General features: G+C 40.1%; 23 protein-coding genes and 1 pseudogene. 15 read left to right on the top strand and 9 right to left on the bottom strand.

Going from position 1 to position 23,991, the window contains the following annotated elements; all coding sequences use genetic code 11:
- Positions 1 to 68 precede the first annotated feature (68 nt).
- The 4 genes from C228_RS0101315 to C228_RS0101330 all read left to right on the top strand — a co-directional run bounded on the left by C228_RS0101315 (position 69) and on the right by C228_RS0101330 (position 3,014).
- Entirely contained in the window at positions 69 to 581 is a 513-nt protein-coding gene (locus C228_RS0101315; RefSeq protein WP_018650915.1) for a DUF805 domain-containing protein, read from the top strand.
- Positions 582 to 684: 103 nt separating this feature from the next.
- Positions 685 to 1,269, top strand: a complete 585-nt coding sequence (gene pth, locus C228_RS0101320; RefSeq protein WP_018650916.1) for an aminoacyl-tRNA hydrolase — start codon at positions 685 to 687, stop codon at positions 1,267 to 1,269.
- Positions 1,270 to 1,408: 139 nt separating this feature from the next.
- Positions 1,409 to 2,500, top strand: coding sequence for a redox-regulated ATPase YchF (gene ychF / locus C228_RS0101325; RefSeq protein WP_018650917.1), 1,092 nt, complete (start codon positions 1,409 to 1,411; stop codon positions 2,498 to 2,500).
- A gap of 76 nt (positions 2,501 to 2,576) precedes the next feature.
- Positions 2,577 to 3,014: a methyltransferase family protein gene (locus tag C228_RS0101330; protein ID WP_018650918.1), complete on the top strand. Its 438-nt coding sequence runs from the start codon at positions 2,577 to 2,579 to the stop codon at positions 3,012 to 3,014.
- Between the two features lie 54 nt (positions 3,015 to 3,068).
- Here C228_RS0101330 and C228_RS0101335 read toward each other — a convergent pair whose 3' ends face one another.
- From C228_RS0101335 to C228_RS13130, 3 genes and pseudogenes are all read right to left on the bottom strand, one after another.
- The gene (locus C228_RS0101335) at positions 3,069 to 3,344 is read right to left on the bottom strand and encodes a deoxyribose-phosphate aldolase (protein ID WP_018650919.1); all 276 of its coding nucleotides are present in this window, start codon (positions 3,342 to 3,344) and stop codon (positions 3,069 to 3,071) included.
- 23 nt (positions 3,345 to 3,367) lie between these two features.
- On the bottom strand, positions 3,368 to 3,832 hold the full coding sequence (locus tag C228_RS0101340; protein WP_018650920.1) for an outer membrane lipoprotein: 465 nt from the start codon (positions 3,830 to 3,832) through the stop codon (positions 3,368 to 3,370).
- 23 nt (positions 3,833 to 3,855) lie between these two features.
- Positions 3,856 to 4,451, bottom strand: a pseudogene (locus C228_RS13130) (VOC family protein).
- Positions 4,452 to 4,547: 96 nt separating this feature from the next.
- Here C228_RS13130 and argS point away from each other — a divergent pair.
- The 3 genes from argS to C228_RS0101360 are packed head-to-tail and all read left to right on the top strand — an operon-like array spanning position 4,548 to position 8,200.
- The gene (gene argS / locus C228_RS0101350) at positions 4,548 to 6,275 is read left to right on the top strand and encodes an arginine--tRNA ligase (RefSeq protein WP_018650921.1); all 1,728 of its coding nucleotides are present in this window, start codon (positions 4,548 to 4,550) and stop codon (positions 6,273 to 6,275) included.
- A 42-nt stretch (positions 6,276 to 6,317) separates the two neighbouring features.
- A complete protein-coding gene (gene cgtA / locus C228_RS0101355; protein WP_018650922.1) occupies positions 6,318 to 7,493 on the top strand; it encodes an Obg family GTPase CgtA in 1,176 nt (391 codons plus the stop codon).
- 59 nt (positions 7,494 to 7,552) lie between these two features.
- A complete protein-coding gene (locus tag C228_RS0101360; RefSeq protein WP_018650923.1) occupies positions 7,553 to 8,200 on the top strand; it encodes an HI_0552 family protein in 648 nt (215 codons plus the stop codon).
- A gap of 68 nt (positions 8,201 to 8,268) precedes the next feature.
- On the opposite strand, the gene rlmB is transcribed toward C228_RS0101360, so the two are convergent.
- From rlmB to ribF, 4 genes are all read right to left on the bottom strand, one after another.
- Positions 8,269 to 9,012, bottom strand: a complete 744-nt coding sequence (gene rlmB / locus C228_RS0101365) for a 23S rRNA (guanosine(2251)-2'-O)-methyltransferase RlmB (RefSeq protein ID WP_018650924.1) — start codon at positions 9,010 to 9,012, stop codon at positions 8,269 to 8,271.
- A gap of 93 nt (positions 9,013 to 9,105) precedes the next feature.
- Entirely contained in the window at positions 9,106 to 10,470 is a 1,365-nt protein-coding gene (gene pssA, locus C228_RS0101370) for a CDP-diacylglycerol--serine O-phosphatidyltransferase (RefSeq protein ID WP_018650925.1), read from the bottom strand.
- Between the two features lie 136 nt (positions 10,471 to 10,606).
- Positions 10,607 to 13,423: an isoleucine--tRNA ligase gene (gene ileS / locus C228_RS0101375; RefSeq protein ID WP_018650926.1), complete on the bottom strand. Its 2,817-nt coding sequence runs from the start codon at positions 13,421 to 13,423 to the stop codon at positions 10,607 to 10,609.
- A gap of 59 nt (positions 13,424 to 13,482) precedes the next feature.
- Positions 13,483 to 14,445, bottom strand: a complete 963-nt coding sequence (gene ribF / locus C228_RS0101380; protein ID WP_018650927.1) for a bifunctional riboflavin kinase/FAD synthetase — start codon at positions 14,443 to 14,445, stop codon at positions 13,483 to 13,485.
- Positions 14,446 to 14,738: 293 nt separating this feature from the next.
- Between ribF and nadR the strand changes: the two genes are divergently transcribed.
- The 4 genes from nadR (at position 14,739) to C228_RS0101400 (ending at position 18,228) form a co-directional block, all read left to right on the top strand.
- Entirely contained in the window at positions 14,739 to 16,019 is a 1,281-nt protein-coding gene (gene nadR / locus C228_RS0101385; RefSeq protein WP_018650928.1) for a multifunctional transcriptional regulator/nicotinamide-nucleotide adenylyltransferase/ribosylnicotinamide kinase NadR, read from the top strand.
- Positions 16,019 to 16,714 (top strand): metallophosphoesterase family protein, encoded by a 696-nt coding sequence (locus tag C228_RS0101390; RefSeq protein ID WP_018650929.1) that lies wholly within the window; start codon positions 16,019 to 16,021, stop codon positions 16,712 to 16,714. Before nadR ends, C228_RS0101390 begins: the two co-directional genes overlap by 1 nt.
- Positions 16,715 to 16,915: 201 nt before the next feature.
- Complete coding sequence (arcA, locus tag C228_RS0101395; protein ID WP_018650930.1) at positions 16,916 to 17,632, top strand: two-component system response regulator ArcA; 717 nt, start codon at positions 16,916 to 16,918, stop codon at positions 17,630 to 17,632.
- A 77-nt stretch (positions 17,633 to 17,709) separates the two neighbouring features.
- Complete coding sequence (locus tag C228_RS0101400; protein ID WP_018650931.1) at positions 17,710 to 18,228, top strand: porin family protein; 519 nt, start codon at positions 17,710 to 17,712, stop codon at positions 18,226 to 18,228.
- An 84-nt stretch (positions 18,229 to 18,312) separates the two neighbouring features.
- On the opposite strand, the gene C228_RS0101405 is transcribed toward C228_RS0101400, so the two are convergent.
- Positions 18,313 to 18,849 (bottom strand): KdsC family phosphatase, encoded by a 537-nt coding sequence (locus tag C228_RS0101405; protein WP_018650932.1) that lies wholly within the window; start codon positions 18,847 to 18,849, stop codon positions 18,313 to 18,315.
- A gap of 54 nt (positions 18,850 to 18,903) precedes the next feature.
- On the opposite strand from C228_RS0101405, the gene C228_RS0101410 reads away from it, so the two are divergent.
- The 3 genes from C228_RS0101410 to C228_RS0101420 all read left to right on the top strand — a co-directional run bounded on the left by C228_RS0101410 (position 18,904) and on the right by C228_RS0101420 (position 22,142).
- Positions 18,904 to 19,599, top strand: a complete 696-nt coding sequence (locus C228_RS0101410) for a YggS family pyridoxal phosphate-dependent enzyme (RefSeq protein ID WP_018650933.1) — start codon at positions 18,904 to 18,906, stop codon at positions 19,597 to 19,599.
- 194 nt (positions 19,600 to 19,793) lie between these two features.
- Positions 19,794 to 21,641, top strand: coding sequence for a translational GTPase TypA (gene typA, locus C228_RS0101415; RefSeq protein WP_018650934.1), 1,848 nt, complete (start codon positions 19,794 to 19,796; stop codon positions 21,639 to 21,641).
- Between the two features lie 237 nt (positions 21,642 to 21,878).
- Positions 21,879 to 22,142: a GrxA family glutaredoxin gene (locus C228_RS0101420; RefSeq protein ID WP_018650935.1), complete on the top strand. Its 264-nt coding sequence runs from the start codon at positions 21,879 to 21,881 to the stop codon at positions 22,140 to 22,142.
- Between the two features lie 58 nt (positions 22,143 to 22,200).
- On the opposite strand, the gene rph is transcribed toward C228_RS0101420, so the two are convergent.
- Positions 22,201 to 22,917: a ribonuclease PH gene (rph, locus tag C228_RS0101425; protein ID WP_018650936.1), complete on the bottom strand. Its 717-nt coding sequence runs from the start codon at positions 22,915 to 22,917 to the stop codon at positions 22,201 to 22,203.
- A 203-nt stretch (positions 22,918 to 23,120) separates the two neighbouring features.
- On the opposite strand from rph, the gene C228_RS0101430 reads away from it, so the two are divergent.
- Complete coding sequence (locus C228_RS0101430) at positions 23,121 to 23,984, top strand: YicC/YloC family endoribonuclease (RefSeq protein ID WP_018650937.1); 864 nt, start codon at positions 23,121 to 23,123, stop codon at positions 23,982 to 23,984.
- Positions 23,985 to 23,991: the final 7 nt, after the last annotated feature.

Consider the following 23,991-nt stretch of genomic DNA (forward strand, 5'->3'; position numbering starts at 1 on the left):
TGGTAAAAGTCCTAAATATTTAGTATTAAACCAATACTCATAATTTAATAAGATAAAAGGAGAACTTGATGAATTGGTGTTTATTCGCATTAAAGCGAAGCTTTAACTTTTCCGATCGAGCTAGACGTAGAGAATATGGTTGGTTTTATTTAATCAATATCTTGATAGCAATTATATTAAATATCTTAGTAGGTGTTTGTTTTGCTATTGGGTTAGAAAATGTTGCAAGCGGATTAACAATCCTGTTATACCTCTACCAATTTGCGATATTTATTCCTTCGATAAGTGTCACGACTCGACGTTTACACGATTTAGGTTGGTCTGGGTGGTGGCAGTTATTACCTTATGTGATTGTTATTATTTTAAGTATTGCAACGGTCTTCTCTTTAGGCCAAGAATTGGGAGCAATTAGTGGTGCTGAATATTCCTTATATTTTTTGACACTTGCAAGTATCGGCTGTATATGGATTTTTATGTTGTTTTTAATGTTTAAAGATGGTCAACGTTTCACTAACAAATATGGCGAAGATCCAAAAGCGACTAAAAACGACCGTGAATTAGCAAATTTTTTAGCAGTATAAATTCAACTAAAAAGGGCATTTCCCTTGTGGAAAATGCCCTTTTTGCCTACAATAACGACTTTTCATTTTAGGGCTTTTCCCTGTTAATCGAATAGGACAGAGAATGTCACAAATTAAACTTATCGTTGGATTAGCTAACCCTGGGGCGAAATACGAAGATACTCGCCATAATGCCGGTGAATGGCTAATTAATGAAATTGCTCGCCAATTTAATGTTAGCTTAAAAGAAGACGCTAAATTTTTTGGGAAAGTCGCAAAAATTAATACGGCGGGCGGCGAGGTTCGTTTGCTTGTGCCGACTACCTTTATGAATTTAAGCGGTAAATCCGTCGGCGCTTTAGCAAATTTCTATCGTATTAAACCGGAAGAAATTTTAATTGCTCATGATGAATTGGATTTACCGCCGGGCGTAGCGAAAATTAAGCAAGGTGGTGGCCATGGTGGTCATAACGGTTTGAAAGATATTATTGCCAGCCTTGGCAACAGTAATAATTTTTACCGTGTGCGTATTGGTATCGGGCATCCGGGCAGTAAAGAATTGGTTGCCGGTTATGTATTGGGTAAACCAAGTCCGCAGGATCAAGAAAAAATTAATGTGGCGGTGGACGAAGCCGGTCGCTGTGTAGAAGTTCTATTTAAAGACGGTGTGACGAAAGCAACAAATTGTCTCAACGGCTTTAAAGCATAATGTTATTTGTCACGAAAGAATACTCAATGGCATAAACAAGCGGTTATTTTCTTTTAGAAATTTGCAAATTTTAGCAAAATCAGACCACTTGTCATTTTCGGCATTCTTCCGTGTATTCCGTGAAAATTAAGAGGAAATTATGGGATTTAAATGTGGTATCGTGGGTTTACCGAACGTAGGTAAATCAACCCTTTTCAATGCGTTAACCAAAGCCGGTATTGAAGCGGCTAACTATCCGTTCTGTACCATTGAGCCGAATACCGGTGTAGTACCGATGCCGGATCCGCGTTTAGACGCATTAGCGGAAATTGTGAAACCTGAGCGTGTGCTTCCAACCACAATGGAATTTGTGGATATTGCCGGTTTAGTCGCTGGCGCAAGTAAAGGTGAAGGCTTAGGTAATAAATTCTTAGCCAACATTCGTGAAACTGATGCGATTGGCCACGTGGTGCGTTGTTTTGACAATAACGATATCGTACATGTTGCCGGTAAAATTGATCCAGCGGATGATATTGAAATCATCAACACCGAACTTGCATTAGCGGATTTAGACAGCTGCGAACGTGCGATTCAACGCTTACAAAAACGTGCGAAAGGTGGCGATAAAGACGCAAAATTTGAATTATCGATTATGGAAAAAATCTTACCGGTGCTTGAAAATGCCGGAATGATTCGTTCGGTTGATTTAGACAAAGACGAATTACACGCAATTAAAGGTTATAACTTCTTAACCTTAAAACCGACCATGTACATTGCGAACGTGAATGAAGACGGTTTTGAAAATAACCCATATTTAGATCGCGTACGTGAAATCGCTGAAAAAGAAGGTGCGGTAGTGGTGCCGGTATGTGCTGCGATTGAATCAGAAATTGCTGAATTAGATGACGAAGAAAAAGTCGAGTTTTTACAAGATTTAGGCATTGAAGAGCCGGGCTTAAACCGTGTAATTCGTGCCGGTTACCGTTTATTAAACTTACAAACCTACTTTACCGCAGGTGTAAAAGAAGTGCGTGCTTGGACGGTTTCCGTCGGTGCAACCGCACCAAAAGCGGCAGCGGTTATTCATACTGACTTCGAAAAAGGCTTTATTCGTGCGGAAGTGATCGGCTATCAAGACTTTGTTGATAATAAAGGCGAATCTGGTGCGAAAGAAGCGGGTAAATGGCGCTTAGAAGGTAAAGATTATATCGTACAAGACGGCGATGTAATGCACTTCCGCTTTAACGTGTAATTTGCAAGAAATCATTTGAATTTGACCGCTTGTAGCGTACTGTAAGCGGTTATTTTTTAGCGGAAATTTACATATTATGGAACTTAAACTACCGCCACCATTATTGTTTGCGTTTTGTTTGTTGTTAATTTATTTATTACCAAGAGGTGAGCATTATCCATTTCCGCAATGGCTCAGTTTTTTATTTGCCGGAATCGGCATTGCTGTAAGTATAGCGGGGCTTTATGCCTTGAAAAAAGCGCACACAACCATTAGTCCTTTTACTCCGCAACAAAGTTCGTTATTAGTTACCTCAGGAATCTACTGCTTTAGCCGTAACCCAATGTATCTAGGATTAATGTTTTTGCTTATTGCATGGGCAATATGGCTGAACCGATATCTTGCATCACTAGTGATTATTGGATTTGTATGTTATTTAAATCGGTTCCAAATAAAAACGGAAGAACAATATTTGCAGAAAAAGTTTGGTGAACGCTTTACCCAATATTGTCAACAAGTACGGCGTTGGCTGTAAGCATAGCGAAAAGCCCCGAACGAGAGTTCAGGGCTTTCAGTTTAATAATGCCGATTATTTAAATTCATAACGATGAATTGTTTTTAAATCCGCATCTTTATTCTCATAATTATCTGACACTTTTACACGTGCGCCAACAGCAGCATGAGAGTCATATTCACGAGTCATCGTTACAACTTCACCATTATCTTTACGAATAGTGAGTTCAACGACATCTTTAGAAAGATCTTTAGAACTTAATACGGTCGCATTACCTTTATCTGCATAAAAGTCTTGCGTACAAGCTGCAAGTGTAACTGTCGCTAATACAGCGAGAGAAAATTTTTTCATTATGTAATATCCTTAGATAGATTTTAAAGAACGGATACGTTCAGGTTTGAGTTTGAACCTACGATTCGAACACGTTTACCTGGCACGAAACCTTTTTCTTTTTTCTGAACAACAACAATTTCTTTGCCGTCATCTTTGCGAATCACCATTTCTAATGAAGAAACTTGAGTCGCTTTTTCTTCAACGGTATTACCGATAATTGCACCGGCAACCGCACCAACTGCTGTTGCTACTGCACGACCGCTACCGCCGCCGATGGTTGAACCGGCTACGCCACCAAGAACGCCGCCACCAACAGTTCCTAATACACCTTGATTATCTGCTTGGATTTTTACATCGCGCACAGAAACGATTGTACCATAGCTAATTGAACGCGCTTCTTTCGCTTGGCCGGCGCTATATACGCTACCGCTATAAATATCGGTATTTGCACAACCTACGAGTGTTAAGCTTGCCATTAAAGCTGCTGCGAAACTTAATTTTTTCATATTATTCTCCAATGAAAAATTGCTCAGAAATGACTTTCCGAACGGATCACCTCATTTATATCATAAGGGTGGAGCTTGAGACAATAAGGATTGCAATAAGTTGCATTCTTGACTGAAATTGCAATACTTGGATTAGGTAACTGTTCTCCCTCCACCTTAGGCTGGCTGATTTTAAGCGTAAGATTGGCATTAATCAATAAGTGAAACTGTTTTAATGTGCGTTCAGTCCATTGCTCAGCTGTTTCATTTTTCTCATTGGGTAAACAATTTCAATATGTTCCCAACCTTGTTGCGGATAAATTTTATCTTTCGGGAACGGTAATTCGATAATTGAGACTTCTTGTCCTAAAAAAGCTAGCGGCTGATTAAGCTTAATAAGCGCTATCGGTCGCCCGTTTATTTCACTTTCTTTTAATAATTTACCCTGTTCAAGTAAGAAAGAGCGCCATTGGTCAGCAGTCTGCCAATCATTCATTCTGACTGCTAAATGGTCAATTTTAAACAGATTTAAATCTAGCATTGCCAAATGGGCAATTTGCTGGATTTTTTGTTGAAATTCAGAAAAATCACCAAAACAAGCGGTCATTTTCTCGTAAAATGTTGCATTTTCTTGTATCATAGAGTGTTTTTCCTTTAGGGTGCGATTTTTTGCACTATTCGGATTCTTTAATTTAGTTCGTGCAGAAAATTGCACGTAGAAAAAGGTTATATATTCGTGAATATTCAACAGATTTTATCAGACAAAATTAAACAAGCAATGATTGCGGCTGGCGCAGAAAGTAATGTTGAGCCGCTTGTACGTCAATCAGGCAAACCGGAATTTGGCGATTATCAAGCAAATGGCGCAATGGGCGCAGCGAAAAAATTAGGAATGAACCCACGCGAGTTCGCTCAAAAAATCTTAGATAACGCAGACTTAAATGGCGTTGCGGACAAATTAGAAATTGCCGGTCCGGGCTTTATCAATATTTTCTTAAACCAAGCGTGGTTAGCGAGCCAAGCGAGCGAAGCGTTACAAGCGGTCAATTTCGGGATTAAAACTGCAAATCCGCAAACTATCGTGATTGACTATTCTTCTCCAAACGTTGCAAAAGAGATGCACGTAGGTCACTTACGTTCAACCATTATCGGTGATGCGGTGGTGCGTACCTTAGAATTTTTAGGTAACAATGTGATTCGTGCCAACCACGTTGGCGATTGGGGTACGCAATTCGGTATGCTGATTGCCTATCTTGAAAAAATGGAAAACGAACACGTCAGTGAGATGGAATTAAGCGATTTGGAAGCCTTCTACCGTGCAGCTAAAGAGCATTATGATTCAGACGAAATGTTTGCCGAAAAAGCCCGTAACTATGTGGTGAAATTGCAAAGTGGCGATGACTATTGCTTAACGATGTGGAAAAAGCTTGTGGACATCACAATGCACCACAACCAAGAGAACTACAACCGCCTAAACGTAACCTTAACGGAAAAAGATGTAATGGGCGAAAGCCTCTACAACCCAATGTTGCCAGAAATTGTTGCCGACCTCAAAGCCAAAGGCTTAGCAGTGGAAGATGATGGTGCGTTAGTCGTCTTTTTAGATGAATTTAAAAACAAAGACGGCGACCCAATGGGCGTGATTGTGCAGAAAAAAGATGGTGGTTTCCTTTACACTACCACCGACATTGCCGCCGCAAAATATCGCTATGAAATCTTAAAAGCCGACCGTGCGTTAGTCTTCTCCGACAGCCGCCAAGCACAACATATGCAACAAGCGTGGTTAATTACTCGTAAAGCAGGCTATGTGCCGGAAAGTTTCAGTCTTGAACATCCGTTCTTCGGAATGATGTTAGGTAAAGACGGCAAGCCGTTTAAAACGCGTTCGGGTGGTACGGTTAAATTAAAAGACCTGTTAGATGAAGCGGTTGAGCGTGCGGATAAATTAATCTCCGAGCGTTCAACGGATCTAACCGCAGAAGAAAAAGCAGCAGTGGTGGAAGCGGTGGCAATCGGTTCGGTGAAATATTCAGACCTCTCGAAAAACCGTACGACGGACTACGTATTCGACTGGGATAATATGCTGACCTTTGAAGGTAACACTGCCCCGTATATGCAGTACGCTTATACTCGTATTCGCTCAATCTTCAACCGTGCTGGCATTGATGTAAACGGCTTAAACGGCGAAATTAATTTAACTGAAGATAAAGAACGTGCGTTAGCGGTTAAACTTTTACAGTTTGAAGAAGCGTTAAACGGCGTAGCAAAAGACGGTATGCCACATATCCTTTGCCAATACTTATACGAATTAGCCGGTGCATTCTCAAGTTTCTATGAAGCTTGCCCGATGCTCAATGCAGAAGAAAACGTGAAAAACAGCCGTTTAGCCTTAGCTGCATTAACCGCCAAAACCTTAAAACAAGGTTTGGATTTGCTGGGTATTAAAACGGTAGAGAAGATGTAATTTATGTTGTGGACGCACGCAGTGCGTCCAAGAGGAAACAAAATGAAATTTATAGACGAAGCCCTGATTCGTGTAGAAGCAGGCGATGGCGGTAACGGTTGTGTGAGTTTCCGCCGTGAAAAATATATCCCAAAAGGTGGGCCGGACGGTGGTGATGGTGGTGATGGTGGTGATGTTTACTTAATCGCAGACGAAAACCTTAATACCCTTATCGACTACCGTTTTGAAAAACGTTATGCTGCAGGTCGTGGTGAAAACGGTCGTAGTGCCGGTTGTACCGGACATCGTGGTAACGATATTATCTTACGTGTGCCGGTCGGTACGCGAGCAATCGACAATGACACTCAAGAAGTGATCGGTGACTTAACCAAACATGGTATGAAAATGTTGGTGGCAAAAGGCGGTTATCACGGCTTAGGTAATACCCGTTTTAAATCGTCAGTAAACCGTGCACCTCGACAAAAAACGAATGGTACACCGGGCGAAAAACGTGATTTATTACTTGAGTTAATGCTACTTGCCGATGTGGGTATGCTAGGTTTACCAAACGCAGGTAAATCTACCTTTATTCGTAGCGTGTCTGCGGCTAAACCGAAAGTGGCCGATTATCCATTTACTACCCTTGTGCCAAGTTTAGGTGTGGCTCGTGTTGGGGCAGATCGCAGCTTTGTAGTTGCCGATATTCCGGGCCTAATTGAAGGGGCCGCAGAAGGTGCAGGCTTAGGTATCCGTTTCCTAAAACACTTGGAACGCTGCCGCATTTTAATTCACTTAGTCGATATTATGCCGATTGACGAAAGCGATCCGGCACAAAATATCTCGGTGATTGAAAGTGAGCTTTACCAATACAGCGAAAAACTATCGGAAAAACCGACGTGGTTAGTCTTTAATAAGATTGATACGATTGGTGAAGAAGAAGCACAAGAGCGAGCAAAAGAAATCGCCGAACAAATCGGTTGGGAAGGTGATTATTACTTAATTTCTGCTGCAACCGGTCAAAATGTGCAAAATCTTACCCGTGACATTATGGACTTTATCGAAGCGAACCCTCGTGAAGTAGCGGAAGAAAATAAAGAAGCGGATGAAGTGAAATTCAAATGGGATGATTATCATCAAGAAGCAATGCAAAACCCTATCGAAGAAGATTGGGATGACTTTGATGATGATTGGTCAGAAGAAGATGAAGAAGGTGTGGAATTTGTTTACACCCGTAGCTAATCCTAGCTAATGACAAGCGGTTGAATTTGCAAATTCAACCGCTTTTTTGAGGAATCAAAATGCTAAATGCCAAAAGTTGTGAATTATTTGAGATCCCGTTTTTTCAATTTGCTCAAATGAAAAAATATTGTCCGGAAGATATTCCGCTCATTAAAGCGAATTACAAAACCGAGTGGCAAAAATGGAAAGCGTTGCATTTAGAGGTGGCACGTCAGCTCGGTATGCCGTTTGCCGAACCGCATATTGAAAAATGGTGTAACGGTTGGCAGGTACGAGCGCATTTTTTTGCCTATTACAAATACGAATTTAACCGAAATTCAGCCGCAATTTTATCGGTGATTTTAAATCGCCGCCGTTTACAGGTTTGTTTGGATTGGCATTGTTACCGAGCGGATCGTTCGCAGATTTCGTTATCACAATATAATCAATGGTTAGAAAAATTAGATCGTTCTCAATACCAAGATTTTGAAGTGTGGCACGGTGCGGAAAGTGAATATGCCGATTTCAAAACGCTCAAAGAAACAGATTTATTGCCGCTTGAAAACGAGGAAGATTTTTGGTGTATCGGACGTAATATCGAAAAGCCCGATCTTAATCAGATTGATATGGCGGAATTTATTTACCAAACGATTCGCCAATTATTACCGCTGTATGAAGCGTGTCATCAGGAGAGAAAATACGGAAGAGACAAGCGGTTAAATTTTTAGCAAACTTTGCAAATGCCCAATGGCTTAGATGAAGCTTTATCATCTTCCATATTTGAAGAAATTAGCGCTTATTTCGCAGCCAGTTTTTGGCGTATGATTTCAAACAAGCAGACGCCGGTTGCCACTGAAACGTTCAATGAAGAAACCGAACCCGCCATTGGGATACTAATTAACTGGTCGCAATGTTCACGGGTTAAACGACGCATACCATCACCTTCTGCTCCCATCACTAAAGCGATAGCACCGGTTAATTTCGCCTGATAAATACCAGAAGTCGCTTCACCTGCTGTGCCGACAATCCAGATATTGTGTTGTTCTTGTAGATCTCGCATGGTGCGAGCAAGATTGGTAACACGAATTAACGGCACTGTTTCTGCCGCACCGCAAGCTACTTTACGAGCAGTTGAGGTAAGTTGTGCCGATTTATCTTTCGGTACGATCACTGCATCCACGCCTGCCGCATCGGCGGTACGTAAACAAGCACCGAGGTTGTGCGGATCCGTCACACCGTCTAAAATTAATAAAAACGGGGTTTGCTTTTGTGCCAGAATAGCATCCAGATCATGTTCGTTCAGATCTTTTTGCGGCACGACTTTCGCGATAATACCTTGGTGAACTTCGCCTTGCGCTTTGTTATCCAATGTTTGACGATTTACTTGCTGAATAGAAATACCTAAGCCTTGTAACTCATTCAGTAATGGACTTAGACGTTTATCTTCACGCCCTTTTAGCACTAAAACTTCAATTAAGCGTTCCGGTGCGTTATCTAAGAAAGCTTTTACGGCGTGAATACCATAAATTTGTTCGCTCATTTTTATTCCTTTGTAAATAAACGACGGATAACTCAGAAAACACATCGAAAAGAAGTTCGTGTAGCGCTAAGTTATCCGTAGTCAATTAAATCGTTATAACAACATTTTTACGATTTTATCCAATTTCACTCGTCCAAATTTCTTCAGTAATTTCTGAACATCGTATGGATAGTCTTTAACCATTTCTAAATCGCTATAATGGCTCAATTGTTGTGTATAGGTTCTAATTTGCGAGAGTTCCAGCTGCACTTTATCGGCTAATTCTGGCTTTGGATCATAAATTAGTACCGCATTTTCAGCATCTAGTCCCCAAGCTCTAGGGTTTAAATTATTACCAGTTAATAGAATATAACGGTCATCAATCCATACCCCTTTTAGATGGTAGGTATTGTCACCGTCTTTCCATAAACGTATGCTCAATTGCTGATTTTGAATATAAAAATCAAAACGTTTAGCAAAGGCTCGTAAGTTTTTTTCATATAAATAAGGTAATGCCGACACCATCGTGAATTTTTCTTCCGGCGATATATAGAAATCATTTGCTGTTTTATCACCTACAATGATTTCTACTTGTCTGCCGTTTTCAAGTAACCATGAAATGCGTGTTAAGAGCGAACGTGGAAAATTAAAATACGGCGTACAAATCGTCAGTTTATTTTGCACTTGGTAAAACAATGCTTCGATTGTCTTATTTAAACGGTTTTTACGTCCTAACCCCACAATCGGTGATAAGCAAAGCTCATCATTTTTCGGCTGCCCTACAAATTGGTAACTTTGTTGACTTAGCTGTTTGCGAAATGCTTTGATTTGTGGGCGAATTTTTACAGTTGCCGGACGTTTAATCTGATCTAAACGATTTACTGCTTGATTCGATAAAATATGTTGCTGTGTAAAGGCAACGATTGTATCTGCTAACACACTGTTTTCAATAACATGGTAACGGTCATAGCGATAACGTTCTAACTGTTGCAAATAAACATTATTGATACTTGCACCGCTATACAGTAGCGTATCATCAAAAATAAAACCTTTAAGGTGAAGTACCCCGAAAATTTCTCTACCGTTAATCGGTACGCCCCAGAATTCAATTTCTTGTACTAATGGTAAATCATATTGTTGTTTTATTTTGGCATACCAGTCCGCATTAGAGCTGATAGTTTCTTCACCAATACGACCTCTCTGCGCGCGATGCCAATCTACCAAGATTTTAATTTCTAAGCTTGGATTCGCTAATTTTGCTTGATAGAGCGCTTCTAAGATCTCTTGTCCAGCTTCATCTTGTTCAAAATATAAAGCGGTTAAATAAATACGTTTTTTTGCAGTTTTAATGAGCTGTAAAATGCGAGCTTTGAACTCACGGCTACCTGCTAGAAATTCTACTTTATCCGCTGTTTGCGGAATAAAACGCAATGCTTCCAGCTGTTTTTTTGCGTGATTAGGTTTATTGAGAATGAGCATTTTACGATCCTATATGATAGACCCGATATTTTATCTATCGGGTTAGTATAGTATTGCCGCCCAGCGACAAAATATTTAATAACTTTTGTAATATGAAACCTAGCATAGAGTACGAGGTTATCTTACCTAAGCATATTTAAGCAAATGAACGTTTTTCACCGTCGCCTGCCACGTTTTCTACGCAACGTCCACATACTGAGCTATGTTCCGCATGAGTGCCGATATCGGTTGCGAAGTGCCAGCAGCGTGGGCATTTTTCACCTTCAGCACGTTCAACTTTCACCGCTAAACCAGCTACTTCACCTTCTGCAATATCCGCTTCACTTAACGGCTTGATAATTGCTTGTGAAGTAATAAGTACAAAGCGAAGTTCATTGCCAAGTTGTTCCAACATTGCACGAATTTCATCATTTGCATAAACCGTTACTTTCGCTTCTAAGCCTGAACCGATTACTTTATCTTTACGAGCTTGTTCTAACACACGGTTTGATTCAGCACGTACTTTTAAGATTTGTTGCCAGTAAGCATCATCTAATTTATCAGCTTCGGTTAAACCAAATAAGCCTTCGTAGAATTCTTCGGTAAATACAAACTCCGAACGACCTTCAACTTGTGGTAAGTAGCCCCAAATTTCATCGGCTGTGAATGATAGAATCGGTGCCATCCAGCGTACTAATGCCTCTGCAATATGCCATAACGCTGTTTGGCAGCTACGGCGGGCAAGGCTATCCGCTTTGGTTGTATATTGACGGTCTTTGATAATATCTAAATAGAATGACCCCATTTCGATAGAGCAGAAACGCATTAAACGTTGCACTACCGCATGGAATTGATAGTTATCATACGCTTCTTTAATGTCGTTTTGTGCTTCTAAAGCACAGCTTACTGCCCAACGGTCAAGTGCGATCATTTCTTCCGGTTTCACTAAGTCACGTTTCGGATCAAAACCGTTTAAATTTGCTAATAAGAAACGAGCGGTGTTACGGATACGACGATAAGATTCGCCAGCACTATTTAAAATATTGTGTGAAACGGCGATTTCACCGGTGTAGTCGGTTGATGCTACCCATAAACGTAAGATATCTGCCCCATTTTTGTTCCAAACTTCTGAAGGTACGATTACGTTACCTAAAGATTTTGACATCTTACGGCCTTTTTCATCTACCACGAAACCGTGAGTTAATACTTGTTTGTATGGTGCCTTACCATTGGTTGCGGTTGATAACATTAACGATGACATAAACCAACCACGGTGCTGGTCTGAACCTTCAAGATACATATCCACATTGTTACCGTTGAACTCCGGACGAGCTTCAACAACAGAAGCATAAGTTGATCCTGAATCGAACCATACGTCTAAAGTATCCGGCACTTTACGGTAGTTTTTTGCATCTTCTGCACCTAACACTTCAATCGGATCAAGATCCCACCATGCTTGAATACCTTTTTCTTCTACACGTTTAGCGACAGTTTCTAAGATCTCAAGTGTACGAGGATGTAGCTCTTCGGTTTCATTGTGAACAAACATCGTCATCGGCACCCCCCACGTACGCTGGCGAGAGATACACCAGTCAGGACGGTTTGCTACCATCGTATCAATACGTGCTTCACCCCAGCTTGGAATCCAACGTACCGATTTAATTTCACCTAATGCTTGTTTACGTAAGCCTTGTGTTTCCATACCAATAAACCATTGCGGAGTTGCACGGAAAATAATCGGAGTTTTATGACGCCAGCAGTGTGGGTAGCTATGTTTGATACGTTCTAATTTTAATAATGCGCCGGTTTCTTTTAATTTTTCTAAAACTTTTTCGTTTGACTCGAACACACCTAAACCGGCAAAGAATGGCGTAGTTGAAATAAACTTACCGTCATTTGCCACTAAGCCTGCCATCTCAATGTTATATTTTTTCGATACCACAAAGTCGTCTTGGCCGTGATCCGGTGCGGTATGTACTAAACCTGTACCGCCGTCAGTCGTTACGTGATCACCTAAAATTAACGGCACGCTGTAGTCATAGAACGGGTGTTGGAATTGCGTTAACTCTAATGCATCGCCTTTTACTTCACCTAATACTTCAACTGTTTCTACGCCTGCCGCTTTTTGTACGCTTTCAACTAAATCTTTTACTAAAACAACACGTTCATCACCAAATTGAACTAATTGATAGTCGAATTCAGGATTGATTGAAATCGCTTTGTTTGACGGTAATGTCCAAGGTGTTGTGGTCCAAATAATTGCAGAAATTTGACCGTTTCCTTTACCTACCGCATTAAATTTTGCTTCAACAGCAGCACTATCAAGCGCTTTAAAACGAACGTAAATAGACGGAGACACTTTGTCTTCGTATTCTACTTCTGCTTCTGCAAGTGATGAACCACAGTCTAAACACCAGTGAACCGGCTTTGAGCCTTTATATAAGTGACCATTAGCAATCACTTTACCTAAAGTACGGATAATATGGGCTTCCGTATCAAAATTCATAGTAAGGTACGGATTTTCCCAGTCACCTAAAACACCCAAACGCATAAAGTCTGCTTTTTGTCCTTCAACTTGCCCTTTTGCATAATCACGACATGCTTGGCGGAATTCTGCCGCAGAAATTTTCTCGTTAGGTTTACCTACGATACCTTCTACTTTTAATTCAATCGGTAAACCGTGACAGTCCCAACCCGGAACATAAGGAGTATCGAAACCTAAAGCGGTTTTCGATTTCATAATAATATCTTTTAAAATTTTATTAACTGCGTGACCAATGTGAATATTACCATTTGCATACGGAGGGCCATCGTGCAGAATGAAAGATTTTTTCCCTTTCGAACTTTCACGTACTTTTTGATATAGGTTTTTGTCATACCAATTTTTTAACATATCAGGTTCACGTTTAGCGAGATCCCCACGCATAGGAAAGCCTGTTTCAGGTAAATTTAAGGTGTTTTTGTAATCAATCATTTTTGTTTTCCAGTTAATAAAATTTTAGTTTGAATTTTGTGTAATTATTAGGTTACTTGCTATTTTGCAAATTCTTTGAAAAATTCGACCGCTTGTAGTCTGTCCTTTTCGATTTGTTCTTTAAGTGCTTCGAAACTTGGGAATTTCACTTCGTTGCGAATTTTGTGCATAAAGAACACCTCTATCGCTTCACCGTAAATCGAATGGTTAAAATCAAAAATATGTACTTCTAATAATGCTTTACTGCCGTTAATGGTTGGGCGATTCCCTACATTGGCAATGCCATTATATTTACCGGTTTGGGTTTGAATTTGTACGGCAAATACGCCTTGCAGCGGTATTACTAAGCGGTTAAGCATAATATTTGCAGTCGGGAAGCCAATGGTTCGACCAAGCTTATTACCATGCGCCACTCGCCCTGCGATCGAATAAGGTCTGCCTAATAATTTTTCTACCAAGTGAAGATTATCTTGCTGCAAAGCTTGGCGGATCAAAGAACTGCTGATTCGTTCACGATTAAAACTGTGAGTGTGGCTTTCTTCTACCGCAAAACGGTATTTTAGACCTGCATTATGCAACATTTCAAAATTGCCGGCACGTTTCTCACCGAAACGGAAATCATCGCCAATACTGAGATAGCGCACTTGTAGGCGCTTCACCAGCAATTCGCTAATGAAAGCATCGGCAGACAATTGGGCGAATTTATCACTAAAACGTACGCAGAGGGCAAAATCAATTCCGGCTTCTTCTAGACATTTCAATTTGTTCCGTAACCGCATTAGCCGCGCAGGGGCTAAAGAAGCGGTTAAATTTGCCGATTTTTTTGCAAAAAATTCACGAGGCTGTGGCTCAAATAACATAACCACTGAGGGTAAATTTAGCTCCAATGATTTATCACATAAACGAGCCAAAATATTTTGGTGCCCAATATGAACGCCGTCAAAGTTCCCAATAGTCAGCACACAGCCTTTTTGTAGGGCGTGAAAGTTCGCTAAGTTATGAAAGCCTCGAATTAATTGCATTAGGAATGTTGCCAAAATTTAAATAGAAAATTGCTGTGATTATAACGTTTATCAGGCAAAAATGGAAAGGTAAGGGCGGTAATTTCAGCGATTTTCTTTCGTTTTGACAGTCAATGCGGTTTTTTTGTAGTTTTTAAACTGGCAAAGCAAGCTTCTTCAGCTCAGGAATATGCGGTTAAATTAAGCTAAAATTTTGCAAAAATACCGCATATAAAGTGGAACTTGCAAATAAATAAATACTCAAATGCTACATTTTGTTTTATTATACGACAACTTATATTGAGGAAAGAATTATGACAGATTTCGCTTATCTTCAGCTAAAGCGCAAACAGTTAAAAATGAAAGTAAATGATGTTTGTGAGCAAGCAGGTGTAACACGAGCTTATTTTAATCAACTGGTCAGTGGGAAAATAAAAAATCCAAGTGCAAATAAACTGAAATCGCTGCACCAAGTATTAAATATTGTCGAAGATATGAACCTACGTGTTGGGGTTATTTTTGGTAAATTCTACCCAGTACATACCGGTCATATTAATCTGATCTATGAGGCATTTAGTAAAGTAGATGTATTACACGTGGTAGTGTGTACCGATACCGAACGAGATTTACAACTTTTTAAAGACAGTAAGATGAAGCGTATGCCAACCAACGAGGATAGGCTGCGTTGGATGCAACAGATTTTTAAATATCAGAAAAAGCAAATTTTTATCCATCACTTGAAAGAAGATGGGATTCCTAGTTACCCGAACGGCTGGGCGGGGTGGGCGGCTCGTGTTAAAGAGTTGTTCAATGAGAAAAGCATTAATCCGACAGTGGTATTCAGTAGTGAAGTGCAAGATAAAGATCCTTACGAAAAATACCTCAATTTGGAAGTGCATTTAGTTGATCCTAAACGTGAATTGTTTGACGTTTCCGCAACACGTATTCGTAATAATCCATTCCAATACTGGCGCTTTATCCCGAAAGAAGTTCGTCCATTCTTTGTGAAAACTATTGCGATTTTAGGTGGTGAAAGTAGCGGCAAATCGGTATTAGTCAGCAAATTGGCAAATGTATTTAATACGACATCCGCTTGGGAATACGGGCGAGAATTTGTGTTTGAACAGCTTGGGGGTGATGAACAGGCGATGCAATATTCGGATTACCCTCGAATGGCGCTTGGTCACCAACGTTATGTCGATTATGCGATGAAGCATGCGCATAAAGTTGCGTTTATTGATACTGATTACATCACTACTCAGGCATTTTGTATTCAGTATGAAGGTAAAGCACACCCATTTTTAGACTCAATGATTAAAGAATATCCATTTGATGTGACAATTTTACTTTCGAATAACACCAAATGGGTTGATGACGGTTTGCGTAGCCTTGGCTCAGTAAAACAACGCCAACGTTTCCAACAATTATTAAAAAAATTATTGGAAAAGTACCGCGTACCTTATATTGAAATAGAATCGCCAAGTTATTTGGATCGCTATAATCAAACGAAAGAAGTGGTTGAGGCGATTTTAAAAGATGAAGCGATTCCATTGCAATTTAAACAGTATAATCAGCACGAAACGGAAGATAACTAATGATACTTTTTGCGGGCGATCCTCACGGTAGTTACCAACATCTTTATCCTATTTTGAAAGCGCATAAAGGAGAAGAGGTTGCATTGGTTATTTTAGGTGATTTGCAACTAACTACGCCCGAAGAATTAGATAAGCTTTCACAGTATTGTGATATTTGGTTGATTCACGGTAATCATGACAGTAAAACCGTTGCCGCATTTGATTCGATTTGGAATAGTGAATGGAAGCAACGTAATATTCACGGTAAAGTGGTGGATATTCAAGGGGTAAAAATTGCCGGTTTAGGTGGTGTGTTCCGGGGGCATATCTGGATGCCGCCGAATCGTCCGATGTTTTTCGATCCGATTCATTATTGCCAATATTGTCCGCAGGAGCGAATTTGGCGTGGCGGTTTGCCGTTAAGACATCGTACTTCCATTTTTCCGTCCGATATTGAGACATTGGAAAATCAGCAGGCAGATATTTTGATTTCGCATGAAGCGCCTCGTCCGCATCCTCAGGGCTTTGCTGTAATTAATCAACTTGCCAGAAAAATGGGAGTGAGTAAAATTTTTCATGGACACCACCATGATAATTTTGACTATAAATCAATTAATTGTAATAAGGTGTGTGATATTTTTAATATCGGTTTTAGAAGTTTATCGGATATTGATGGCAACTATTTGATTGTTGGTGTGGATGATCGAGATAATTGATAATGTTTATTTCTTATTCTGTCTTAAAGAAAATTGTAGGTTGCTTCATCCAATCTGTATTAAAAATTTGACTTAATATAACAAAACTTAAATTAACTCTTTCTAGTGAGCGTTAACAGCGGTAGAATTGCCACAACTTTGCAACAATAATTCAACACCTTGCAATAACAGATTTTTAAAATTACTTAGAAGGCTTATACAATGCAAAATCCACAAATCTTGATTGTTGAAGATGAACTTGTCACTCGTAACACGCTAAAAAGCATTTTTGAAGCGGAAGGTTACGAAGTGTTTGAAGCGACCGATGGTGTAGAAATGAATGCTATTCTCGCAGAACAAGCGATTAATCTTGTGATTATGGACATCAATCTCCCGGGTAAAAACGGTTTAATGTTAGCACGTGAATTACGTGAAAATACCAAAGTTGCATTAATGTTTTTAACCGGACGTGACAATGAAGTTGATAAAATATTAGGTTTAGAGATCGGTGCGGATGACTATATTACTAAGCCGTTCAACCCACGTGAATTGACCATTCGTGCACGTAATCTTTTACATCGTACAATGAATGAAAAAGATAAAGCGGCTAAGGAAAGTATTCCGGTAGAAAGTTATCGCTTTAACGGTTGGGAATTAGATGTAAACAGCCGTAGCTTGATTACGCCAGAAGGTGTGGTAAATAAATTACCACGTAGTGAATTCCGTGCATTATTACACTTCTGTGAGAATCCGGGTAAGATCCAAACTCGCGAAGATCTGTTATTAAAAATGACCGGTCGCGAGTTAAAACCTCATGATCGTACGGTGGATGTGACGATTCGTCGTATCCGTAAACATTTTGAAGATCATCCGAATACACCGGAGATCATCGTGACGATTCATGGTGAAGGTTATCGCTTTTGTGGCGAACTAGAGTAAGGATTGTTTAGCTTCTATCTTTCTAAGATCTTTTTGCATATAATGAAGATCCTGATACAACAGAAAAGGTATATTCTATGAAAAATTTAACAGTATTAACATTAGCGGGTTTATTTTCTGCATCAGCATTTGCAGCACCGGTTGGTAACACATTCACTGGCGTAGGTGTTGGTGTAGATTTAACTACCGTGAAATATAAAGTAGATGGCGTTAAAGGTAAACAATCAACCGGTCCAGCATTAGTAGTCGATTACGGTATGGACTACGGCAACAACTTTGTAGGTGTTGTACAAGGTAAGGTAAAAGTAGGCAGCACAAAAGTATTTAGCGATGTAAAACAAAAAACTAAATACACACTGGTATATCAACAAGGTTACCGCGTAGGTTCAGACTTACTTCCTTATGTTAAAGTAGATGTGGCACAAAGCAAAATTGGCGATACGAATTTCCGTGGTTACGGCTATGGCGCAGGTGCTAAATATGCTGTATCAAGTAATGTAGAGATTGGTGCGGAATATACTCGTAGCAACTTGAAGAAAAGCGGTGATAAGTTAAAAGGTAATGAATTTACGGCAAACGTAGGTTATCGTTTCTAATTATTTCTTCCCTTATAACAAGCGGTCGTTTCTTGCAAAAAATTTGCGAAAAACGACCACTTGCTTTTTTATCAACGCTTTAGTTTACTGAGCCATCTTTTCAGCTACGGTGAGAAAGCCGTCTGCAGTCGCGTAGATTTCTTCAAAGCCTTGCGCTTGTAAAATGCGATCTGACACTTCTCGGAATGCCCCTTCACCCCCCGCTTTTTCTAATATCCAATCCGCTTTTGCTTTTACATAGTCATGCGCATTACGAGTAGCAATTGCCAATTCGCAAACCTCAAATGCCGGTAAGTCTAACGTATCATCGCCAATAAAAGCGGTTTGCTCCGCTGTGACGCCGGCTTCTTGCATCAATTCAAAACATGCGGAACGTTTTTCCATTTTGCCTAATTTAAATAACGGTACTTTCAGCACTTCAATACGTTTACGCAACAATGCCGAATCGCCGCCGGATAAAATCGCCACTTGAATCCCACAGGTTTGAAGCATTTTCATCCCTAAGCCGTCATGTACGTGGAATCGTTTCATTACTTCACCTGCCGCAGTGTAATACATTCCTCCATCGGTAAGTACGCCGTCCACATCGGTAATTACTAATTTAATCTGAGTTAAATCCATTATTCTGTTCCTCAATATGCTATGATTTATTCATTATAGTTTTTGGAGTTACAAATGTCGATTTCTCAAAATTTATCTCAGATCAATCAGCAAATTCAGCAAATCTCACAGCAATTTAATCGTACTAATGTACGCCTATTAGCAGTCTCTAAAACCAAACCGGTTGAAGCGATTGAAGAAGCGATTACTGCCGGACAAACTGCTTTTGGCGAAAACTATGTGCAAGAAGGTGTGGAGAAAATTGCTTATTTTGCTCAGCAACCAAATTTAGAATGGCATTTTATCGGACCGCTACAGTCGAATAAAACCCGTTTAGTGGCGGAAAATTTTGATTGGATTCAAACGGTTGACCGCCTAAAAATTGCGGAACGATTGAATGCACAGCGTCCGGCAAATAAAGCACCGCTCAATGTGCTGATTCAGATTAATATTAGCGATGAAGAATCTAAATCAGGTATTCAACCTGAAGAGTTAGACGAGTTGGTAAAAGCGATTAGCCAATTACCGAATTTACGTTTGCGCGGTTTGATGGCTATTCCAAAGCCGGAAAGTGAAGCAGAGCAACAAAAAATTGCGTTACGTAAAATGCAGCAACTTTTTGACCGCTTACAAGCAGAGTTTGAAGGCATTGATACGCTTTCAATGGGAATGAGTGATGATATGCAAAGTGCAATTGAATGTGGCTCAACGATGGTGCGTATCGGCACAGCGATTTTTGGTGCGAGGGATTATTCTGCTAAAAGCGCTTAATTTGCAAAAAATTTAGTAAATCAGACCGCTTAAATCATAGCCAATAAATAAAAAATTCTGTATAATCTCGCCCTTTCGTGAATTGTGATCTTGATCACACTAGGTCGCAATAAGAGGGGGGCGGTTTCCCCCTGCTAAAGCTTTCCACGGTGTGTGTAGACACACCCTATATTCAACTCAATAAAGACATTTCAATGCAAAATTTAGATATTAATAAATTGCGGAATATCGCAATTATCGCGCACGTTGACCACGGTAAAACAACGCTTGTAGATAAACTTTTACAACAATCAGGCACATTAGGTGAAACGCGTGGTGATGCAGACGAGCGTGTAATGGACTCAAACGATCTTGAAAAAGAACGTGGTATTACCATTCTTGCAAAAAATACAGCAATTAACTGGAACGATTACCGTATCAATATCGTAGATACGCCGGGACACGCGGACTTCGGTGGTGAAGTAGAACGTGTTCTTTCAATGGTTGATTCTGTGTTATTAGTGGTAGATGCGTTTGACGGTCCAATGCCACAAACACGTTTCGTAACGCAAAAAGCATTCGCGCACGGTTTAAAACCGATCGTAGTTATCAATAAAGTTGACCGTCCGGGCGCGCGTCCTGACTGGGTTGTGGATCAAGTATTTGATTTATTCGTAAACTTAGGCGCAACTGACGAGCAATTAGATTTCCCAATTATTTATGCATCGGCATTAATGGGGGTTGCAGGTTTAGAGCACGAAGATCTTGCGGAAGATATGACCCCGTTATTCCAAGCGATCGTTGATCACGTTGAACCGCCAAAAGTGGAATTAAACGCCCCGTTCCAAATGCAAATTTCTCAATTAGACTATAACAACTATGTGGGCGTTATCGGGATTGGGCGTATCAAACGTGGTTCGGTTAAACCTAATCAAACCGTTACGGTTGTGGGGGCTGATGGCAAAACTCGCAATGGTAAAATCGGTCAAGTGCTAGGGCATTTAGGCTTGCAACGCTACGAAGCGAGCGAAGCCTTTGCCGGCGACATCATTGCAATCACTGGTTTAGGCGAATTAAATATTTCAGATACGATTTGTGATATTAACAACGTAGAAGCATTACCGGCGTTAACCGTTGATGAACCGACCGTAACGATGTTCTTCTGTGTGAATACTTCTCCGTTCTGTGGTCAGGAAGGTAAATTTGTTACCTCACGACAAATCCTTGAGCGCTTAAACAAAGAATTAGTCCACAACGTAGCATTACGTGTAGAAGAAACGCCAAACCCGGATGAGTTCCGTGTATCCGGTCGTGGTGAATTACACTTATCGGTATTAATTGAAAATATGCGTCGTGAAGGTTACGAATTAGCGGTATCACGTCCGAAAGTAATCTATAAAGAAGAAAACGGTAAAAAGCAAGAACCGTTTGAGCAAGTAACTATCGATATCGAAGAACAACACCAAGGTGCGGTAATGGAAGCATTAGGCATCCGTAAAGGTGAAGTGAAAGATATGATTCCGGACGGTAAGGGGCGTACACGCTTAGAATACGTGATTCCAAGCCGTGGTTTAATCGGTTTCCGTAACGAATTTATGACGATGACATCAGGTACCGGCTTACTTTACTCAAGCTTCAGCCATTATGATGATGTAAAACCGGGTGAAATTGGCCAACGTAAAAACGGTGTGTTAATTTCTAACGCAACCGGTAAAGCGCTGGCTTACGCATTATTCGGTTTACAAGAACGTGGTAAATTAATGATTGATCACGGTGTGGATGTTTATGAAGGTCAAATTATCGGTATTCACAGCCGTTCAAACGATTTAACCGTAAACTGTTTACAAGGTAAGAAATTAACCAATATGCGTGCGTCAGGTAAAGATGATGCAATCGTGTTAACAACACCGGTTCGTATGACGTTAGAACAAGCGTTAGAATTTATCGATGATGACGAGTTAGTAGAAGTAACACCACAATCAATTCGTGTTCGTAAACGTTTATTAACCGAAAATGATCGTAAACGTGCAAGCCGTACCACAACAAGCACCAGCACGAAATAATTTGTGTTGATTTAAGAAAATGCCCGCGCTATTGCCTAGCAAGAGGGCATTTTTTTAGTTTTTTTACTGGTCAAATCTGTTAAAAAGATATATTAATTTTCTTTGCATAAAAAAACTTACTATTCTAATCTGATTTTTTTAATCAATTATTATTGGAGATTTTTTTATGACAACTCGGTTCTACTTAAGCTGGCATTTGCTATTGAATAATTAGCTCAATTTTATGAGGAATGAATTATGTTCGTAGAAATTTATGGTCGTATGACTTGTCCATACTGCACACGTGCAAAAGCGTTAGCGGAAAAAATGAAAGGCGAATTAGCGGATTTCGATTTTAAATTTATCGATATGATCGCTGAAGGCATTTCAAAAGAAGATTTAGAACCGCGTGTTAGTAAACCGGTTGCAACTGTGCCACAAATTTTCTTAGATAACGCTCACGTTGGCGGTTGTACTGATTTCCAAGCATTAGTGAAAGAAAAATTCGGGATTGAAGTTTAATTATTAATCATTAGAAACAAAAACGGCACAAGTATTTAATTTACTTGTGCCGTTTAGTTTATAGGCCTAATGCTTTACGTTGAGCATCTAATAATTGATTAATGCCTTGATGAGCAAGGTCGAGTAATTGTAGCAATTCCATATGGGAGAACGGCTCACCTTCAGCGGTACCTTGTACTTCAACTAATCTACCGTCTTCGACCATCACGATATTCATATCCGTTTCGGCATTTGAGTCTTCAACATATTCCAAGTCACATACCGCATTACTGTCCACGATACCGACAGAAATTGCCGCCACTAAACCTTTCATCGGATTTTCTTTCAGTACGCCGTCAGCGACTAATTTACTCATCGCATCGTGTAAAGCCACACACGCACCGGTAATTGCTGCCGTACGAGTGCCACCATCTGCTTGAATCACATCACAATCAATCGTAATAGTACGTTCGCCAAGTGCTTTTAAATCCACCACTGCACGTAATGAGCGTGCGATAAGGCGTTGAATTTCCATAGTTCTGCCACCTTGTTTACCTTTTGCCGCTTCACGCTGCATACGGCTGTGAGTAGAGCGTGGCAACATACCGTATTCAGCGGTTACCCAGCCCTGTTGCTGACCTTTTAAAAAGCGAGGAACCGTTTCTTCCACTGTTGCATTACATAAAACTTTGGTTTCGCCGAATTCAACTAAAACGGAACCTTCTGCATAACGAGTATAGTGACGAGTAATTTTTACTGGACGAACTTGATTTAGTTCACGATTATTTGGGCGCATGATTTCTTCCTTTTAGTAAAAAATTTTCGCCATTTTAACAAATAAAACAGTACAATGTGATTTTTATTACCTCGGAAAATACGGAAATACACGGAAAGGTTTTTTGAAGGACTGCAAGCGGTTAAATTTTCCGAAAATTTTGCAAAAATCTTTCCGTGTTTTTCAGTGATATTCCGAGGTTAATTAACAAGAAGGAACACAAAATGATTTATAGTATGACCGCTTTCGCCCATTTGGAAATTAAAAAAGAGTGGGGCAATGCCGTGTGGGAAATCCGCTCTGTCAATCAACGTTTTTTAGAAACTTATTTTCGTTTACCGGAACAATTCCGTAATTTAGAAATGACCTTGCGCGAGCGTTTACGTGCATCACTAACACGCGGAAAAGTGGAATGTAGTTTACGTATCGAATTAAGCAATAACCAAAACAGTGAATTGACATTAAATAAAGAGTATGCGGAAAAGGTAATCAGTTCATTACAAACTTTGCGTGGCATTGCCGGTGAGGGTGAGATCAACTTAGTGGATATTTTACGTTATCCGGGGGTGGTGGATGCTCAAACACAAGATTTGGATCAAATTGGGCAAGACCTGTTAGCCGGTTTCGAACAAATTTTAGCGGACTTTATTGCGATGCGTGGTCGTGAAGGTGCAAATTTACAGGCACTGATCCAACAGCGTTTAGACACAATTGCCGAGATCGCAACCAAAGTGCAAGCACAGATGCCGGAAATTCTGCAATGGCAGAAAGATAAATTACAACAACGTTTTGATGAGCTGAATTTACAATTAGATCCACAACGTTTAGAGCAAGAAATGGTGTTAACCGCACAGCGTGTGGATGTGGCGGAAGAATTAGATCGCTTACAATTACACGTTAAAGAAACGACTAATGTCTTGAAAAAAGGCGGGGCGGTAGGCCGTAAATTAGACTTTATGATGCAAGAGCTAAATCGTGAATCCAATACGTTGGCATCAAAATCAATTAATGCGGACGTAACCAATTCAGCGGTTGAATTAAAAGTGTTAATCGAACAAATGCGTGAGCAAATTCAGAATTTAGAGTAGGTGTTTT

This window comes from Actinobacillus capsulatus DSM 19761, assembly GCF_000374285.1.
Lineage (GTDB): Bacteria > Pseudomonadota > Gammaproteobacteria > Enterobacterales > Pasteurellaceae > Actinobacillus > Actinobacillus capsulatus.

Coding starts and splice junctions, on each gene's coding strand:
- C228_RS0101315 (WP_018650915.1), top strand. CDS start 69: ATGAATTGGTGTTTATTCGCATTAAAGCGAAGCTTTAACTTTTCCGAT.
- ribF (WP_018650927.1), bottom strand. CDS start 14,445: ATGCAATTAATTCGAGGCTTTCATAACTTAGCGAACTTTCACGCCCTA.
- C228_RS0101330 (WP_018650918.1), top strand. CDS start 2,577: ATGGAACTTAAACTACCGCCACCATTATTGTTTGCGTTTTGTTTGTTG.
- C228_RS0101410 (WP_018650933.1), top strand. CDS start 18,904: ATGTCGATTTCTCAAAATTTATCTCAGATCAATCAGCAAATTCAGCAA.
- C228_RS0101335 (WP_018650919.1), bottom strand. CDS start 3,344: ATGAAAAAATTTTCTCTCGCTGTATTAGCGACAGTTACACTTGCAGCT.
- C228_RS0101390 (WP_018650929.1), top strand. CDS start 16,019: ATGATACTTTTTGCGGGCGATCCTCACGGTAGTTACCAACATCTTTAT.
- cgtA (WP_018650922.1), top strand. CDS start 6,318: ATGAAATTTATAGACGAAGCCCTGATTCGTGTAGAAGCAGGCGATGGC.
- rlmB (WP_018650924.1), bottom strand. CDS start 9,012: ATGAGCGAACAAATTTATGGTATTCACGCCGTAAAAGCTTTCTTAGAT.
- C228_RS0101400 (WP_018650931.1), top strand. CDS start 17,710: ATGAAAAATTTAACAGTATTAACATTAGCGGGTTTATTTTCTGCATCA.
- pth (WP_018650916.1), top strand. CDS start 685: ATGTCACAAATTAAACTTATCGTTGGATTAGCTAACCCTGGGGCGAAA.
- C228_RS0101340 (WP_018650920.1), bottom strand. CDS start 3,832: ATGAAAAAATTAAGTTTCGCAGCAGCTTTAATGGCAAGCTTAACACTC.
- C228_RS0101360 (WP_018650923.1), top strand. CDS start 7,553: ATGCTAAATGCCAAAAGTTGTGAATTATTTGAGATCCCGTTTTTTCAA.
- pssA (WP_018650925.1), bottom strand. CDS start 10,470: ATGCTCATTCTCAATAAACCTAATCACGCAAAAAAACAGCTGGAAGCA.
- C228_RS0101430 (WP_018650937.1), top strand. CDS start 23,121: ATGATTTATAGTATGACCGCTTTCGCCCATTTGGAAATTAAAAAAGAG.
- rph (WP_018650936.1), bottom strand. CDS start 22,917: ATGCGCCCAAATAATCGTGAACTAAATCAAGTTCGTCCAGTAAAAATT.
- C228_RS0101405 (WP_018650932.1), bottom strand. CDS start 18,849: ATGGATTTAACTCAGATTAAATTAGTAATTACCGATGTGGACGGCGTA.
- arcA (WP_018650930.1), top strand. CDS start 16,916: ATGCAAAATCCACAAATCTTGATTGTTGAAGATGAACTTGTCACTCGT.
- C228_RS0101420 (WP_018650935.1), top strand. CDS start 21,879: ATGTTCGTAGAAATTTATGGTCGTATGACTTGTCCATACTGCACACGT.
- nadR (WP_018650928.1), top strand. CDS start 14,739: ATGACAGATTTCGCTTATCTTCAGCTAAAGCGCAAACAGTTAAAAATG.
- typA (WP_018650934.1), top strand. CDS start 19,794: ATGCAAAATTTAGATATTAATAAATTGCGGAATATCGCAATTATCGCG.
- ileS (WP_018650926.1), bottom strand. CDS start 13,423: ATGATTGATTACAAAAACACCTTAAATTTACCTGAAACAGGCTTTCCT.
- ychF (WP_018650917.1), top strand. CDS start 1,409: ATGGGATTTAAATGTGGTATCGTGGGTTTACCGAACGTAGGTAAATCA.